Annotated in this window: 15 protein-coding genes and 1 other RNA gene; 11 read left to right on the forward strand and 5 right to left on the reverse strand. The window is 65.6% G+C overall.

The features are described 5' to 3' along the window. Positions 1 to 8 precede the first annotated feature (8 nt). Positions 9 to 2231, reverse strand: coding sequence for a DNA primase family protein (locus CGUA_RS03655; protein ID WP_290198307.1), 2223 nt, complete (start codon positions 2229 to 2231; stop codon positions 9 to 11). A 29-nt stretch (positions 2232 to 2260) separates the two neighbouring features. After that, complete coding sequence (locus CGUA_RS03660; protein WP_290197741.1) at positions 2261 to 2470, reverse strand: helix-turn-helix transcriptional regulator; 210 nt, start codon at positions 2468 to 2470, stop codon at positions 2261 to 2263. Between the two features lie 999 nt (positions 2471 to 3469). On the opposite strand from CGUA_RS03660, the gene CGUA_RS03665 reads away from it, so the two are divergent. From CGUA_RS03665 to CGUA_RS03675, 3 genes are all read left to right on the forward strand, one after another. Continuing rightward, positions 3470 to 4681: a tyrosine-type recombinase/integrase gene (locus CGUA_RS03665; RefSeq protein ID WP_290197742.1), complete on the forward strand. Its 1212-nt coding sequence runs from the start codon at positions 3470 to 3472 to the stop codon at positions 4679 to 4681. 433 nt (positions 4682 to 5114) lie between these two features. After that, positions 5115 to 5336, forward strand: a complete 222-nt coding sequence (locus CGUA_RS03670; protein ID WP_290197743.1) for a hypothetical protein — start codon at positions 5115 to 5117, stop codon at positions 5334 to 5336. Positions 5337 to 5676: 340 nt separating this feature from the next. Next, positions 5677 to 6900 carry a S1 family peptidase gene (locus CGUA_RS03675; protein WP_290197744.1) on the forward strand — a complete coding sequence of 408 codons (1224 nt, stop codon included), beginning with the start codon at positions 5677 to 5679 and terminating at the stop codon, positions 6898 to 6900. A 55-nt stretch (positions 6901 to 6955) separates the two neighbouring features. On the opposite strand, the gene hisN is transcribed toward CGUA_RS03675, so the two are convergent. Together hisN and CGUA_RS03685 are read right to left on the reverse strand one after the other, a co-directional pair. Next, complete coding sequence (hisN, locus tag CGUA_RS03680) at positions 6956 to 7738, reverse strand: histidinol-phosphatase (protein WP_290197745.1); 783 nt, start codon at positions 7736 to 7738, stop codon at positions 6956 to 6958. A gap of 31 nt (positions 7739 to 7769) precedes the next feature. After that, entirely contained in the window at positions 7770 to 8594 is an 825-nt protein-coding gene (locus CGUA_RS03685; protein ID WP_290197746.1) for an inositol monophosphatase family protein, read from the reverse strand. Between the two features lie 61 nt (positions 8595 to 8655). On the opposite strand from CGUA_RS03685, the gene prfB reads away from it, so the two are divergent. The 4 genes from prfB to CGUA_RS03705 all read left to right on the forward strand — a co-directional run bounded on the left by prfB (position 8656) and on the right by CGUA_RS03705 (position 12381). Further along, entirely contained in the window at positions 8656 to 9759 is a 1104-nt protein-coding gene (gene prfB / locus CGUA_RS03690; RefSeq protein WP_290197747.1) for a peptide chain release factor 2, read from the forward strand. A 96-nt stretch (positions 9760 to 9855) separates the two neighbouring features. Next, the gene (gene ftsE, locus CGUA_RS03695) at positions 9856 to 10548 is read left to right on the forward strand and encodes a cell division ATP-binding protein FtsE (protein ID WP_290197748.1); all 693 of its coding nucleotides are present in this window, start codon (positions 9856 to 9858) and stop codon (positions 10546 to 10548) included. 18 nt (positions 10549 to 10566) lie between these two features. After that, positions 10567 to 11472, forward strand: coding sequence for a permease-like cell division protein FtsX (gene ftsX / locus CGUA_RS03700; protein ID WP_290197749.1), 906 nt, complete (start codon positions 10567 to 10569; stop codon positions 11470 to 11472). Between the two features lie 171 nt (positions 11473 to 11643). After that, positions 11644 to 12381 (forward strand): SDR family NAD(P)-dependent oxidoreductase, encoded by a 738-nt coding sequence (locus CGUA_RS03705; RefSeq protein WP_290197750.1) that lies wholly within the window; start codon positions 11644 to 11646, stop codon positions 12379 to 12381. A 23-nt stretch (positions 12382 to 12404) separates the two neighbouring features. Here CGUA_RS03705 and CGUA_RS03710 read toward each other — a convergent pair whose 3' ends face one another. Further along, on the reverse strand, positions 12405 to 12941 hold the full coding sequence (locus CGUA_RS03710) for a hypothetical protein (protein WP_290197751.1): 537 nt from the start codon (positions 12939 to 12941) through the stop codon (positions 12405 to 12407). A 159-nt stretch (positions 12942 to 13100) separates the two neighbouring features. On the opposite strand from CGUA_RS03710, the gene smpB reads away from it, so the two are divergent. The 4 genes from smpB to ssrA all read left to right on the forward strand — a co-directional run bounded on the left by smpB (position 13101) and on the right by ssrA (position 15135). Next, positions 13101 to 13589, forward strand: coding sequence for an SsrA-binding protein SmpB (gene smpB / locus CGUA_RS03715; RefSeq protein WP_290197752.1), 489 nt, complete (start codon positions 13101 to 13103; stop codon positions 13587 to 13589). Positions 13590 to 13614: 25 nt separating this feature from the next. Further along, positions 13615 to 13971 carry a DUF488 domain-containing protein gene (locus CGUA_RS03720; RefSeq protein WP_290197753.1) on the forward strand — a complete coding sequence of 119 codons (357 nt, stop codon included), beginning with the start codon at positions 13615 to 13617 and terminating at the stop codon, positions 13969 to 13971. Next, positions 13972 to 14667, forward strand: coding sequence for an SDR family oxidoreductase (locus CGUA_RS03725; protein ID WP_290197754.1), 696 nt, complete (start codon positions 13972 to 13974; stop codon positions 14665 to 14667). Between the two features lie 86 nt (positions 14668 to 14753). After that, positions 14754 to 15135: a transfer-messenger RNA gene (gene ssrA / locus CGUA_RS03730) on the forward strand. Position 15136 lies beyond the last annotated feature (1 nt).

Consider the following 15136-nt stretch of genomic DNA (forward strand, 5'->3'; position numbering starts at 1 on the left):
GGGTCATGTCAGCCACACCGACTGCCACGAATCACCTCGGCCAGGGCGTCGTCGTCGGGCCTTCCACCGCTCCCCAACAGACGTAATGCAAGATCCCGCTTCGACGGTTCCCGCAATAACGACGGAGGGAGAGATGTACTCGGCGGCGGAGGACTAGCCTGGCCGCTCTCGGCAACGGCGGCAAGGTAGGGGGCCAGGCCAATGACCAAGGGATTCCAGTTGTTTGCAGCGATGCGGATGTCCTTGAGTGCCATGTCGGTACGTTTGATTGGCGATGCCTGAACTGCCTCCCAGGTGATGCGTCGAATCAACCCTGGAGCCCGTTGCGGGCGGGTGTAGTGTCGGCCAGAAACCTGACCCTGCCCGTATCGCCACGCGACCAGAACCTCAGGGCCGTAGTACATGGTTCGTCGGTTGTCGTCGGAGCCGATTACCTCCTTGGAGACGTATGTCTCGAGCAACCGGGCATCCCCAGGGTCCGAGCCGTGAACGTCCAGAAACCACGCGTCGACCACGTACCTCTTACGCTCCCGCTTGCGGTCGTCCTGCCGGAGATCAAGCCATTCCTCCCCGGCAAGGGAAGCCAGCTTGTCCTTCCATTCTGACGTGAGGTTCTCTGGGCGACTGGACTGTCGATGGGCCTTCAGCCACGCCTTGTACAGCTCATGGGCGACCTCGAAGGGGATGAAGTCCCCCCGGAATTCTTCACCCGTTTCCGCCCACCACGCGACGGTGTTGTCGGTAGCTTCACGCAAGTCTTCAGAGGCCGCGGTAATGCTCTCCGTGACCGGCAACCGGTAGTAGGTCGGCATCTTCACCGTGACGTAGTAGGCAATCCATTCCAGCACCTCAGGGCGCTGGAGATAGTCGTCCTTGATCTCTGGCATCTTCATGCCGTCGTCGGTGAAACGCTGGTTAAACGGTACCCGGTAGAGCCGGTCGTAAAGAGCCGTTGACTTGTCCTTGAACACCGGGAACTTGTTCAGTGAGAAGACCAGGAAAATCCTCGGCTTGTACATGATGGGGGACTGATACTTCCGCTCGATCTGTACGGGATCCAGCGAGGTGACCTGCTTGAAATTCGCCGAACGCTTCAAGAACTCCCCGGTATCGGACTCGTCCGAGAGATTGACCTGCTTTCCGACCAGATCTTCCAGCCCGAAGCGCGACCCGAAGGCACCCATGTCAACGCTGGACGCGTTCGCCACGCCCACCAGGTTCCGGATCAGATCGATGACCGTACCCTTGCCGTTTTGTCCTTCGCCTTCCATGATCACAGCTTTGCGCCAGAGCACACCAGGACGAAGAGCGGCACCAATCACGTGCCACATGACGGTCGCGAGTTCCTCGGACCCCATCGTCTCGTGCATCCACGAGACCGGGTCCCACACGCAGCAACCGTAAGTCTCACAGGTCTCGGGGGACGTGCAGCCGAGACGCTGCCGGCCATGTCGGATAACCGGCAACGCCGGCTCGGACTCCGGCAATGCCGTCGCCATACGCGATAGAAAAACCGTGTCGGGGGAGTACTCACCGCGCTGACCGGTCTCGTAGTCGTAGATGCAGTTGGCGAAGTACATCTCATCGCAGTTTGACTCAGGCCGCTGCAGCGGCACGATGTCGCGAACCACGGCCACGGTCTCCTTGATCCACTTTTCGCTGGCCAGATAGTGGAGGTCACGCAACCACCGGGTGAGTCGGGAGGAGGTGCCCGATACTGACAGCCACCGGCGATCGTCCTCGTCGTACATCACCATCAGGGCGGTATCGCGGCCGGAGCGCTCCGCACCCTCCACCAGGACCAGATGGTGATAGACGCACGCCAGCTCGGCGCCTTGGCGTGGCGTGATTTCGGACAGTTTATTGAAGGTTGCGTGTTGAGAGGACCTCCGCGCCTCCTTGATGGACGCATTGAAGCGGACGAGTAGCTCAGTAGCGGCCTGAGCGGGCGCCGGCCGATCCGCGGGGGCTAGCGCGCGCAGTTTGTCGAGGTAAGCCGTCGTGATCGAGCGCACCAACTCGCCCTGGGTGAGCTCGGATTTTGCGCCACAACCCACGGCAGGCGGCTCGTCGTCGGTTATCCAGTCCGGCAGGCCCTCATCAACGAAACTTCCCCCATTGGGGTAGTCAATCCGCCAGTCATCGTCACCATCCAGCCAGTCAGCATCGTCGATTGCTTCTGCTACGATGGAAGCCGAAGCAGCTTCATCTTCAGCCCCGTCGTGGTCCATCACGGCGGGGTTTACCTTTTCCGTCATGTTTACCGGCCACCGCCGATGACCTGGGCGTCCACGTAGGCCTCGAGGTCCTTCACGCGGTAGCGGGGTGATGAACCCTCCAGGAGGGCGACACGGGGACCACGGCCCTGAGACTTCCAGTTTCGCAAAGTCTTCGGACTGAGTCCGAGATATTCTGCGGCGGCGATGGTGTCGAGTACGTACGGGTGGGCAGGTGGAAAATTGGCAGGCATGGCCTGCTCCTTTCAAGGAGCTAAGTCACCTGCACTTTTCGCGTGGTCCCTGCCGGGGGTCGCCCACCTGCTATCCCCGTCTTGTTTCCTCACAGGTCATGGCGGCGGGGACACGCTACCTGTGAGTTCAGACATCTCGGCTCAACCGGGACGGGTGTCTACTCCGCGATTCCGGTCGGGTGATCTGAACATCGTCATTCAGATGTCCCTAGTGTACCAAGAATGTCTCGCTGTCGCCTTTCAAATTCCGCCGGGCTAACTAGGCGTCCTTGTCACCGGGTCGCAGGCGTGTCCCGGGAACGCGCGACCGCACACAGTGCTTCACCCGCGGTGGGAGACGGAGGGCGGCCGGCGGACGCGCCGATGAGAACTGCCGACTTGCCGATAGCACGCAGGGTTGTCGGCCGATCAGTCGGCGAGATTATTGACGCAGGTAGAGGTGGGTTTCCGGCCTTGATTCCACTCGACCTGCCGACATGTCGGTATGGGCCAGAAAGTTTTCATAGAAGGGTTACCCTCCACGTCGGGGATGAGGTGGGGTGGAAGCGTCCGCGTGTTATTTTCTTCTTTTTATATCGACATATCGACAGGACAACACACTTACCTGCTTTGACCTGTGGAAATGGATCTGCCGACAACCTGCCGACGACTGTGATCGTGTCGGCGGGACAGCGGCAGGGGGAGTGAAAGGCGTCTCTGACCTGAGTGAACAGACGTGTCGATAGGGTCTGTCGCCTCCCCTCGTGGGCCTATGATTGAACCAAGCCCCGCGCGCGCTGCAGTGGGGCCCTCCGCTGCCGACCGCGGCGCCGCATGGCCTCGCGCCATTGCGGCAATCCATGACCTTTTAAGATCGTACCTTTCCGGCCGGTGTCGACGGTCCGCCGGTGGGCCAGCTCCTTCCTGGTGTGGGGTGATCCCCCAACGCATTTCACCTGCACTACTGCGTGGGGCGGCTATATTTGTACCTATACGCAAAGTGGACTTAAGGAGATCGCCATGACCCGAGCGGCTGCGGCCCGAACGCGCCTCGAGCCCGGTGAATCATCCATTCAGCGTGTCAGTGACACGATGGAGCGGGGCGACGACGGCCGCTACCGTGCCGCCTTCCGTGTGCGTTTGTGGGACGGAAGAATCAAGAAGGCGACGATCACAGCAGCCACCAAGGGGGAGTGGCGGGCTAAGGCGCAGCGACGTGTTGATGAGCTCTTGGCGTCCGGTCAGACCGCGTGGCGACGTGGAGATGACATCACGGCCTATATCGACGGGGTGAGTGCCCCGGCTATTGCTGCCGCTAATCTCCGTGACAATTCGCGTACGCGCTACACCGACGTGCTGGCTCACCTTAGGTCGCGGTTGGTCGGCTACACCATTGCTGACGGGATACGCTTCCGGGTGCTCGAAGCCACGCTGAAGTCCGTGGCCGCGGACCATGGCAGGGAGACCGGACACCAGGCACGCACGGTTCTCAGCAAGTACGTGATCGATCAGTTGATCCGGGATGAGCTTGTCGACCACAACCCCCTCCGCGGGGTCCATATCGACCTGGGGTCGGTAAAGAAGACGACGAAGCCGTCTGGTGCTGTTGCCCTCAGTCGCGGTAATTACGACAGCATTGTCGATCATCTACTGGAGCGTGATCTTGAGCAGCCTTTGCCGCCGGGTAAGGATCTGCGGGCGGCATCCATTGCCAAGCATGAGCGCGTAGTCGCGCTCACTCTGCTCCAGGCGGGCACTGGTTTGCGTATTTCCGAGGCGCTCTCGGCCACGTGGGGAGATGTCGCTCTTACCGATGGCGAGGTGAGCCTGCATGTTTCCCCGGATCGGTCGAAGACCGGCCGCGCCAGGACGGTGCCTGTCCTTGATCCCCGTGTGGAGGCGTGGCTGCGGGGCCGTCATGCCGCTTTCGGCGCTCCTTCTCGTTATGTGATCGGTGGGCCCACCGGTATGGAGAAGCTTTGGCGGACGGACAATGCCGTGAAGGCCGTGGCTGACTTATACAAGGACATGGCCGTGAAGGTCCATATCCCTGAGCTGAAGACCGTGCGCTCGCATGTGTGGCGTACGACCCTGAACAACTTGACGGCAGGTCGTGTGCCCGAAGTGGTTAGAGCTGCCTTTTTCGGTCATGACGCCCAGGTCAACAGGTCGTCCTACACTGATCTGACGGACGTTTCCCTTATGCGCGGTGCTCTCGGCGCGATGGACTAAGTGGACTTAAGAATGGACTCAAGGGGCGGGATAGCGGGTTATCTGGCGGGAAGTTAGGGGTACAGTTATCGCCCTAAACTGCCACTTTAGCTGGGGTAACGGCAGGTAGCGACTGATAGTGCGCCAGACCCCAGAGGTCGTAGGTTCGAATCCTGCCCCCGCTACCAACTTCTTCAGTGAAGGCCCCTCTCCGGAGGGGCCTTCATTCGTTTCCTGCTCCGCTCGGGACGGCGCCGGGTGGCGCCAGCGTGTCCGCCGGGACCGGGCGGGGGATTCTTCCTGGCCCGCTACTTCAGGCGCCGCTGCAAAATGTAAGGAATTTCACTAAGATGATGGGCAAGACATCAGAATGGGCTGGGAACTTCTGGTAGCTCGCGGCCCCGACATTCGAGGGCCGCCCGATTTTCGGGTCGGCCTCGGGAAGGAAGCAATCATGTCCGGTTCACGCAGAGTCCTTGTCGCCCTTGCCGCCATCGCTGTTCTGCTCGGCATCTTCGCCGCCGCCAACAACTTCATCGAGGATCAGGTCGGCTGGAACACCACCTTCACTGTTCTGCAGACCATCCTCGTCGCCGCTCTGATGGTCATCGTCGCGCGCGACGGTACCGAGGAGCCGGACGCCGTCAAGGTGAGGGGCGAAGAGGTCAGGGTCTAGGCGAGAGGTTCCGCGGCGGGGCAGGATAGCCGGTGCACTGGCCGGCCATGGTCGGCGATGCCCCATCCTCACGCGGAACCGCCTCGGAAGAAGGGAAACACGGGCCCGTCGACGCATTGTCGGCGGGCCCGTCTTTGCCCCTCCGTACGGGTCCCTGGAGGGGATTGGTGGCCGAGGCACCCCCCCAACAAGCGTCAATCTCGTCGCTTTCGGCACGTTGCGTCACACAAACACTGGGGCAGTGGCATGATTCTAGGGTTGGCGGCGCGTGTTCATTGCGGGGTCCGCCTCAGTGTTTGATGACATTCGACGACGATGTGAAAGCGATGTGCCACGTCTGATGGTTTCTCTTCGACGGCTCCGGAAGTATCTGGTGGGCGGTGTCTTCCTCGCGGCGGTTTCCCTGGGCGGCGCCGCCACCGCCAACGCTCAGGAAGCGACGGGGGAGAGCGCGGAAGCGTCCTCGACCGGGATCGACGCCGCCACCGAGATCCATGAGCAGGCCCGGCACCAGGCCGACCAGCTGCTCGACGGTGTCCTGTCGACGGCGCCGGCTCTCCCCGAAATCGATTCCGCCGCCTTCATCGACGATGCGCGTTCCCAGCTGGCGGTGGCGGGGGTGCAGGTCCCGGGGGTCGATGAGTCGCTGACCGACTCGATCGACCGGGCGCTCGTCGACGCCGTGCCGGTGCTGACGACCCCGGAGCAGGCCGTCCCCGAGGCGCCGGCGGCCGAGCTGCCGGCCCCGGCGCCGGAGACCGAGCGTGCCCTCGCCTCGGACCCGAACTACCGCTGGCGCGACGACCTCGCGTCCAAGGCGCTGGCGGGCAAGCCGACCGCGGATCACGTCCTGCACCGGGTACCGGGATCGCAGTTCGACGCGCCGCGCATCCCGGACGAGTCCAACTTCGCGGCCTCCCGCGGAAACTCCCTGTACGGGCCGGGCACGCCCCTCTACGTCGGTGAGGACACCATGTGCACGCTGGCCGTCGCAGGCACCGACGCCGCCGGCCGCAAGGTCGGCATCACGGCCGGGCACTGCGGGGTGCCCGGCGAGCCCGTCTACTCCGCCGATTCCTGGCAGGTCGGCCCCTCGGGCACGGTCGTGGAGACCAACGGCTACTACGACTATGCGCTCATCGAACTCGGCTCCAACGCTGAGCTGACCCGCTCCTACAACGGGGTCACCGTCGACGAGCTCGGTGGGGGAGTGCGCCAGGGTGAGACCGTGTGCAAGCAGGGCGTGGCCACCGGCGCCGACTGTGCGGTGACCTGGGCCAGCAACCCGGAGGTGCAGATCACCCAGCTGTGCGCCATGAACGGCGACTCGGGCGCCCCGGTGTTCACGGGCACCCGGCTCGTCGGCTTCGTCTCCGGCGGCGCCATCCCGATCCCGGGGGCGCAGTTCCTCTCCTGCCGCACCCCGCTGCAGGGCCCGGTCCACGCGCCGACGACGTCCATCGACATCGGCGCAGTGCTCGCGGACCTCGATGCCCGCGGCGGCGTCGGGGCGGGCTTCACCCTCCCGCCGGCCCGTCCCGTCGATGACAACTCCGGCCGCTAGGAAAACGACGAACGTCCCGCAGGAGCACCTGCGGGACGTTCGTGGTTTCCGGGGACTACTTCAGGGCGGCCAGGACGGCGTCGTGAAGCTTGCCGTTGGTGGCGATCGCATCGCCGCCGGCGGGGCCGGGCTCACCGGCCAGGGAGGTGAAGGTGCCGCCGGCCTCGGTGACCAGGCAGGCCACGGCGGCCAGATCCCACAGGGAGACCTCCGGCTCGGCGGCGACGTCGACCGCGCCCTCGGCGACGAGGCAGTAGGAGAAGAAGTCGCCGAAGCCGCGCTGGCGCCAGGCGGATTCGAGCAGGCCGGTGAACTTCTCTCCCAGGCCGCGCTCAATCCACCCGGTGAGGGAGGAGAAGGAGATGGAGGAGTCGGCGACCTCGGAGACCTCGGAGACGCTCAGGCGCTTCGGGGAGCCGCCCGCGACGGTGCGCCAGGCGCCGGACTCCTTGGCGGCGTACCAGCGGCGGCCGAGCGCCGGGGCGGAGACGACGCCGACGACGGGCTCGCCGTCATCGAGCAGGGCGATGAGCGTGGCCCACACCGGCACGCCGCGGACGAAGTTCTTGGTGCCGTCGATCGGGTCGACGATCCACTGGCGGCCCTGGGTGACGGCGGTGCCGCCGAACTCCTCGCCGAGGATGGAATCACCCGGCCGGGCCTTGTCGAGGTGCTCACGCACGAGTTGCTCGGCCGCGGTGTCGGCGTCGGAGACGGGGGTCATGTCCGGCTTGGATTCGACGGACAGGTCGGTTGCCTCGAAGCGGTCCAGGGTGATCTGGTCGGCGGCCTCGGCGATCTCGAGGGCCAGAGCTAGGTCATCGGCGTAATTACTCATGTGGCTCATCCTATTGTGTTTGTCCGGCGTATCACCGCTGACCCATGAACCCGGCGATTTCCTCGACGACGGCGGCGTTGCCGGCCACGCACCAGACCACGCCGCCGGACTCGACCTTGCGGGTGACGCCGCCGACGCCCTCGACGAGCGCCTTGCCCGGCAGCCAGTCCCAGTCGGCCACGGAGTGCTGGGTCCAGGCACCCAGCTGACCGGCGGCCACGCCGGCCAGATCGACCGAGCCGGCGCCGAACATCCGCACCGCGGCGAAGCGGCTGGCGGTGTTGTGCCAGGCGGTGCGCACGGCCTCGTCGAGCATCCACTGCGGGTGCAGGTAGGTGCCGATCGAGACCTCGGCGGCGGTCGCCTCATCCAGACGCGGCAACGGCCGACCGTTGACCGTGGACGCGATCTCGGGGCCGCCGAACCAGGTGTGGCCGGGCACCGGGCGGTGGACGGCACCGAAAACCAGCCGCGTCGGGTCCTGCGGCTCGCCCTCGACCAGGGCGAGCGCGGAGCACCAGTAGTCCGAACCCGCGGTGAAGTTGTAGGTGCCGTCGACCGGGTCGATGACCCAGGTCTGGCCGCTTGTCGACGCCCGCTGCGCCCCCTCCTCGCCCAGCACACCGTCGGTGGGGCGCAGGGCCTGGAGAACGTCTGCGACGAAGGCCTCCGCGGCCCGGTCGGCGTCGGTGACGACGTCGGAGACGGAGGTCTTGAAGTCGGTGGCCACACCCGCGGCGCGCATCCGGGCCGCCAGGCCGCCGGCCTCGGTGACGAGCGCCTGCCCCAGGGTGGCGTCGTCGGAGTGGGCGTGGGCGCGGGTGAAATCCTCGACAAGGTGGGTCACATCAGTCATGGGCACCATTGTGCCCCACCGGTGCGGGTCCCACGTGGCGGGGCGGGTAGCATCGGGTGCCATGCGACCGGAAATCACTGCTGACATTGAGAGCCTGGACACCACCCTCACGACCGTGGAGAAGGTCCTGGATCTCGACGAGCTCGACTCCCGCGCCCGGGAACTCGAGCAGCAGGCGGCGGACCCGGGACTGTGGGACAATCCGGATCACGCCCAGCAGGTCACCACGGCCTTGTCGACCGTTCAGGCGAAGCTGCGCAAGGTCCGCGACCTGCGCACCCGCCTCGACGATCTGCCGGTGATGTACGAGCTGGCCGAGGAGGAGGGCGACGCCTCCATCGCCGACGATGAGCTGGCCCAGCTGCGCACCGCCATCGAATCCCTCGAGGTCACCACCATGCTCTCGGGTCCCTACGACGAGCGCGAGGCCGTCATCAACGTCCGTTCCGGCGCCGGCGGCGTCGACGCCGCGGACTGGGCCGAGATGCTCGTGCGAATGTACACCCGCTGGGCGGAGAAGCACGGCCACCGGGTCGACATGTTCGACACCTCCTACGCCGAGGAGGCGGGCATCAAGTCCGCCACCTTCGCCATCCGTGGCGAGTACATGTACGGCACCCTCTCGGTCGAGCAGGGCGCGCACCGCCTCGTGCGTATCTCTCCCTTCGACAACCAGAACCGTCGCCAGACCTCCTTCGCCGAGGTCGAGGTGCTGCCCGTCGTCGAGACCACCGACCACATCGACGTGCCTGACAGCGACATCCGCGTCGACGTCTACCGATCCTCAGGGCCCGGCGGCCAGTCCGTCAACACCACCGACTCCGCGGTGCGCATCACGCACCTGCCGACCGGCATCGTCGTGACCTGCCAGAACGAGAAGTCCCAGATCCAGAACAAGGCATCGGCCATGGCCGTGCTCCAGTCGAAGCTGCTGGAGAAGAAGCACCAGGAGGAGCGCGCCGAGATGGACGCCCTGGGCGCCGGCGGCAACGCCTCCTGGGGCAACCAGATGCGCAACTACGTCCTGCACCCGTACCAGATGGTCAAGGACCTGCGCACCGGTTATGAAGTCAACGACCCGAGCAAGGTCCTCGACGGCGACATCGACGCCTTCCTCGAGGCCGGTATCCGCTGGCGCATGAGCCAGGAGGGCGCCGAGGGGTAGTGGGCTCCTGCCAAGTGGGCTGGGCGCGTCGTAAAGCTTGCTGAACTCCCGTCACGTGGTTCACGGCTGTCCCAGGGAGGCGCTATTGTGTCAGCGGTGATCACCTTTGAGAACGTCACCAAGCTGTATAAGACCTCGACGAGGCCCGCGCTGGACGACGTCACCCTGACGATCGGCAAGGGGGAATTCGTCTTCCTCATCGGCCAGTCCGGCTCCGGCAAGTCGACCTTTCTGGAACTGCTGATCAGGGAGGAGAACGTCACCAACGGCGACATCCACTTCGACCAGTTCCACGTCAACGCGCTCAAGGGCGGGCAGGTGGCGAAGATGCGCCAGCGCATCGGCTACGTCTTCCAGGACTTCCGCCTCCTGCCCAAGCTCAATGTCTACGACAACGTCGCCTTCGCACTCCGGGTCATCGGCAAGAACAAACAGCAGATCGACAAGCTCGTGCCCGACGCCCTCGACATGGTCGGCCTGGACGCCAAGGCCAACCGCATGCCCGGTGAACTCTCCGGCGGCGAGCAGCAGCGCGTCGCCATCGCGCGGGCCTTCGTCAACCGCCCCCTGCTCCTGCTCGCCGACGAGCCGACCGGCAACCTCGATCCCGAGACGTCGGAGGACATCATGAACCTGCTCGGGCGCATCAACCGCATCGGCACCACCGTGGTCATGTCCACCCACAACTCCGCGGTGGTCGACGCCATGCGTACCCGCGTCATCGAACTACAGCTCGGCAAGGTCGTGCGCGACGACGCCCACGGCGTCTACGGCTCGGTCACCCGCTAAGGACAAGGAGGAGAAGACATGAACAACATCAGCTACGTCCTCCGCGAGGGATTCGCCGGGCTCGGACGCAACATCACCATGACCGTCGCCCTGATCATCACCACGGCGATCTCGCTCGCGCTGCTCGGCACGGGTGTGCTGGTGAGCAAGATGACCGCGGACACCAAGGACATCTACCTCGACCGTGTCGAGGTCATGGTCCAGCTCAACGAGGAGATCTCCGCCGGCGACGCGGACTGCTCGCAACCGGCCTGCCTCGAGGTCCGCGACACCCTGCAGGCGCAGGAGGGCGTGGAGTCGGTGACCTTCCGCTCCCGGGAGCAGTCCTACCAGCGTTTCGTCGAGGTCTTCGGGGAGACCGACCCGCTGCTGGTCCAGGAGACCAGCCCGGACGCCCTGCCGGCCGCCCTCCATGTTCGCCTCGAGGACCCGACGGATCCCTCCCCGCTGCAGGCGGTCGCCGACCTGCCGCAGGTCGACCGAATCATCGACCAGACCGAGGACGTGCGCGGCGCGACCAGCAACCTGGACGCCATTCGCAACGCCACGTTCATCCTCGCCGTCATCCAGGCGGTCGCGGCGATCTTCCTCATCGTCAACATGGTTCAGATCTCTGCCTTCCAACGCCGCGACCAGGTCTCGCTCATGCGTCTGGTCGGCGCCTCACGCTGGTTCACCCAGGCCCCCTTCGTCATCGAGGCGACGGTGGCCACACTCATCGGCGCGGTCGTCGCCGTGGGCGGGATGCTGCTGGGCAAGAACTACGTCATCGACCCGGCCCTGGCGGGGCTGGTCCGTTCGCAGCTGATCGCGCCGATCACCGGCGCTGACATCTGGGCGGTGATGCCGCGGATCGGCCTCGGCGGAGTGCTGTTCGCCGGACTCGCCGCCTATGTCACGCTGCGTGCGTACGTGCGCAAGTAGTCGCCCCGGCCCGCTTCCCCTCCGCTCCCGGCCTGCCCGTGCAGGCAGGGAGCGACTTTTCCTGCTCCCGGGTGTGACGTGCCCCTCGCCAGTGGCGGTGGAGAAAGCCCGGCCACTTCGGGCATAATTGAGATGATCATTTGAGTCGGTTGTCAGAGAGGACCCTTCCCCATGCTGCTCGAGAACAAGGTCGCGATCATCACCGGCGCCGGGTCCGGTTTCGGCCGCGCCACCGCCGAACTCTTCGCCAGGGAGGGCGCCCGGGTCGTGGTGGTCGACATCGACGGTGACGCCGCGCAGGCGACCGTCGCCGCCGTCGAGGCAGCCGGCGGGCAGGCCACGGCCGTGACCGCCGACGTCGCGGACGAAGACGCCGTGAAGGGCTTCGTCGACACCGCGGTCGATACGTACGGCAAGCTCGACGTCCTGTTCAACAACGCCGGCACCTACGCGCCGGGCAACGTCGAAGAGACCGACCTGGACAGCTGGAACCGCTCCGTCGCCGTCAACCTCACCTCCGCCTTCCTCGGCATGAAGTACGCGATGCCCCACCTGAAGGAGACGAAGGGTTCGGTAATCTCCACCGCCTCGGCCGGCGGCCTCATCGGCTTCCCGGGTGCGATCGGCTACGCCGCGACCAAGGGCGGGGTGATCTCCCTGACCCGCGGCGCCGCCGTGGACTACGCCAGGGACGGTGTCCGCGTCAACGCCATCTGCCCGGGCACCGGCATGACCGAGGGACTGCTGGAGAACCCCGACATCGAGGCCGGTTTCCTGGCCCCGATCCCGATGGGACGTCTGGGCCGGCCGAATGACGTCGCCAGCGCGGCGGTCTACCTCGCCTCCGACCTGTCCAGCTACATCACCGGCCACGCACTACCGGTCGACGGTGGCTGGACCATGAGTTAGCGGGCGGAGCGGGCGGCCGCGGCCTAGTGCAGGGAGCTGGTGACGGGGGAGAGATACCTGTTCACCAGCTTCTTTCGTCGGTCCGGGGTCAGCCGCTTGACCTTGAAGTAGGCGTGCAGGCCGCCCTCGTTGTACGCGGTGCCGGTCGGCGCCCAGGCGGTCAGGGCGTCATCGACGTTGCGCACCAGGGCGAAGCCGCCCGCGCCGAGCTCCCGGAGGATGATCGTCTGGAGGACTTCCAGGCTGAGGGGGTCGACGTCGGACTCTGCGGGGGACAGGGGATCGATGAACATCGTGATGCCCGCGCCGAAACTCTCCACCCGGGTGACCTCGGTGCAGCCGCCCGGGGTCAGCTGAGCACGGACCACGTCGCCCGGCATGAGCGGCAGGACCCGGCCGACGCCGTGAATCTGGAAGCGGGAACTGTCTTTGTCCGGCAGCAGCTCGGCGGAGGTGAGTTTCTCGGCGGACAGGCCCGCCCGCGGGTGGTCGAAGGGGACGCAGAGCAGGGTGTGGTCGTCGGCGAAGGAGATCTCGTCAGGAGCTGAGTTCAATGTCATGCCCCGGACGATAGGAAGGACGACGTCGGGGCGTCGGCAAGCGGGCGGGCGGTTGTGGATGGCGGCGACAATTCACAGGGCGGGGCACGTCGCCGGAACTCGGCGCGCGTGAGGGTGCCTGGTGTGCTAGTTGACCAGCCGGGTAGCATGATTGCCACTATGGGCAAGAAAAAGAAGAAGCTGACGTCCAACGTCATCGCGACGAATCGCAAAGCCCGCCACGACTACAAGATTCTTGACACGTACGAGGCGGGCGTCGTTCTCGTCGGCACGGAGATCAAGTCGCTGCGCGAGGGCAAGGCCAGCCTGGTCGAGGCCTTCGCCACCATCGACAACGGTGAAGTCTGGCTGCGTAACCTGCACATCCCGGAGTACTCGATGGGATCGTGGACGAACCACTCGCCCCGCCGCACCCGCAAGCTGTTGATGCACCGCCGCGAGATCGACTCCCTCGAGGGCAAGGTCCGCGACGGCAACCGCACGCTCGTCCCACTGAGCCTCTATCTCAAGGACGGGCGCGTCAAGGTCGAGCTGGCGCTCGCCCAGGGCAAGCAGGACTGGGACAAGCGCGAATCCATCAAGCGCCGCACCCAGGACAAGGAGATCGTCCGCGAGATCGGCCGCAAGATCAAGGGCATCAACGCCTGACCTCGCCTCCGGTTAGCCTGGGGCCATGAGCATCTACCTCGCGAACGTCCATGACCTTCTCGACGGCGACGCCACCGCCCAGGGCACGACCGTGCTGATCGACCGCCTCTGGCCCCGCGGCGTGAAGAAGGACGACCTCGGCCACGACGAGTGGCTCAAGGAGGCCGCCCCGAGCGACGAACTCCGGAAATGGTTCGGCCACGATCCGGACAAGTTCGACGAGTTCGCCTCGCGCTACCGTGGGGAGTTGGCGGAGGGCGCCGAGGACATCGACAAGCTCAGGAAGCTCGCCGACGCCGGCGACGTCACCCTCCTCTACAACGCCCACGACCGCGACCACAACCAGGCCGTCGTGCTCAAGGCCTGGCTGGAAGGAAAATAGATGACCAGGACAGCTCTCATCACCGGCGCCTCCCGCGGCATCGGCCGCGCCATCGCCGAGGAACTCTCCCGCGACCACCGCATCCTGGTGGGTGCGACCACGCTCGACAACGCCCGGGCGGCGGCGGACTCCCTGCCCGACGCCGAGCCTTTCGTCGCCGACCTCGCCGAGCCGGACGCGCTGGCCGCGGCCGTCGACAAGGCGGGACTGTCGACGCTCGACGTCCTCGTCCATTCCGCCGGCATGCTGAAAAACCCGCGCGTCGAGGACGCCCGCTGGTCAGACTGGGAAGACAGCTTCCGGCTCAACGTGTTCGCCCCGGCGGAACTGACCCGGCTGCTGCTGCCGGCCCTGCGCGCCGCCCGCGGCAACGTCATCGCCATCAACTCCGGCTCCGGCCTGCATTCGGGCGCCACCAACTCGATCTACTCCGGCACCAAATACGCGCTGCGCGCCTTCGCCGATGCGCTGCGGGCGGAGGAGCTCGGCAACATTCGCGTGACCAGCGTGTACCCGGGACGCGTCGACACCGACATGCAGCGCCAGCTGCGCGCTTCGGAAGGCGTCGCCGACTATGACGGTCAGCGCTGGGTGCGCCCGGCCAACGTCGCCAAGGCGGTGCGTACCGCCATAGAGGTCTCGCCGGAGACCGCCATCGACGATGTGTCGGTCCGTCCCTCAGGTTTGAACGGTTAGGGGTCTTGACCGGGGGTGCTTTTCCGGGTTAAGATGAGCCACTCCCTGGGAGATGCAGCAACGCACCCGCCCGGGGCAGTGAACGAGGGGCTGATTTTGGTTTCGACTTCGGACACTGAGCCAGGGGAAGCGTGCCGGTGCAGGCTGGAGACCACCGTGAGCGTCGCAGCAACATGATAAGCGCCGAGAAGAACTCTCAGCGTGACTACGCCCTCGCTGCCTAAGTAGCGACCTGCGTGTCCGTCAGACCTGGTATGTCACTGATCAGGATCCTGGCGTCGACTTAAGTGACTTGCTTGCCGGCCGCGTCAGCGGGACCGGCAGGGACTTCCACCGCTGACTGGGCCCATCATCCGGAACGTGTTCGTCCGAGCCGGAGGGTCGAGTAGAGATCGTGTGCGGACTGCGCACGGAGAAGCCCTGGCAAGGTGCCGGAGGACCCGGGTTCAATCCCCGGCAGCTCCACCGA

This window comes from Corynebacterium guangdongense, from assembly GCF_030408915.1.
In the GTDB taxonomy this organism is placed as follows: domain Bacteria; phylum Actinomycetota; class Actinomycetes; order Mycobacteriales; family Mycobacteriaceae; genus Corynebacterium; species Corynebacterium guangdongense.

Excerpts from the sequence above, each read along its gene's own strand:
- CGUA_RS03655 (WP_290198307.1), bottom strand. The coding sequence starts at position 2,231 with ATGGACCACGACGGGGCTGAAGATGAAGCTGCTTCGGCTTCCATCGTA.
- CGUA_RS03660 (WP_290197741.1), bottom strand. The coding sequence starts at position 2,470 with ATGCCTGCCAATTTTCCACCTGCCCACCCGTACGTACTCGACACCATC.
- CGUA_RS03665 (WP_290197742.1), top strand. The coding sequence starts at position 3,470 with ATGACCCGAGCGGCTGCGGCCCGAACGCGCCTCGAGCCCGGTGAATCA.
- CGUA_RS03670 (WP_290197743.1), top strand. The coding sequence starts at position 5,115 with ATGTCCGGTTCACGCAGAGTCCTTGTCGCCCTTGCCGCCATCGCTGTT.
- CGUA_RS03675 (WP_290197744.1), top strand. The coding sequence starts at position 5,677 with ATGGTTTCTCTTCGACGGCTCCGGAAGTATCTGGTGGGCGGTGTCTTC.
- hisN (WP_290197745.1), bottom strand. The coding sequence starts at position 7,738 with ATGAGTAATTACGCCGATGACCTAGCTCTGGCCCTCGAGATCGCCGAG.
- CGUA_RS03685 (WP_290197746.1), bottom strand. The coding sequence starts at position 8,594 with ATGACTGATGTGACCCACCTTGTCGAGGATTTCACCCGCGCCCACGCC.
- prfB (WP_290197747.1), top strand. The coding sequence starts at position 8,656 with ATGCGACCGGAAATCACTGCTGACATTGAGAGCCTGGACACCACCCTC.
- ftsX (WP_290197749.1), top strand. The coding sequence starts at position 10,567 with ATGAACAACATCAGCTACGTCCTCCGCGAGGGATTCGCCGGGCTCGGA.
- CGUA_RS03705 (WP_290197750.1), top strand. The coding sequence starts at position 11,644 with ATGCTGCTCGAGAACAAGGTCGCGATCATCACCGGCGCCGGGTCCGGT.
- CGUA_RS03710 (WP_290197751.1), bottom strand. The coding sequence starts at position 12,941 with ATGACATTGAACTCAGCTCCTGACGAGATCTCCTTCGCCGACGACCAC.
- smpB (WP_290197752.1), top strand. The coding sequence starts at position 13,101 with ATGGGCAAGAAAAAGAAGAAGCTGACGTCCAACGTCATCGCGACGAAT.
- CGUA_RS03720 (WP_290197753.1), top strand. The coding sequence starts at position 13,615 with ATGAGCATCTACCTCGCGAACGTCCATGACCTTCTCGACGGCGACGCC.
- CGUA_RS03725 (WP_290197754.1), top strand. The coding sequence starts at position 13,972 with ATGACCAGGACAGCTCTCATCACCGGCGCCTCCCGCGGCATCGGCCGC.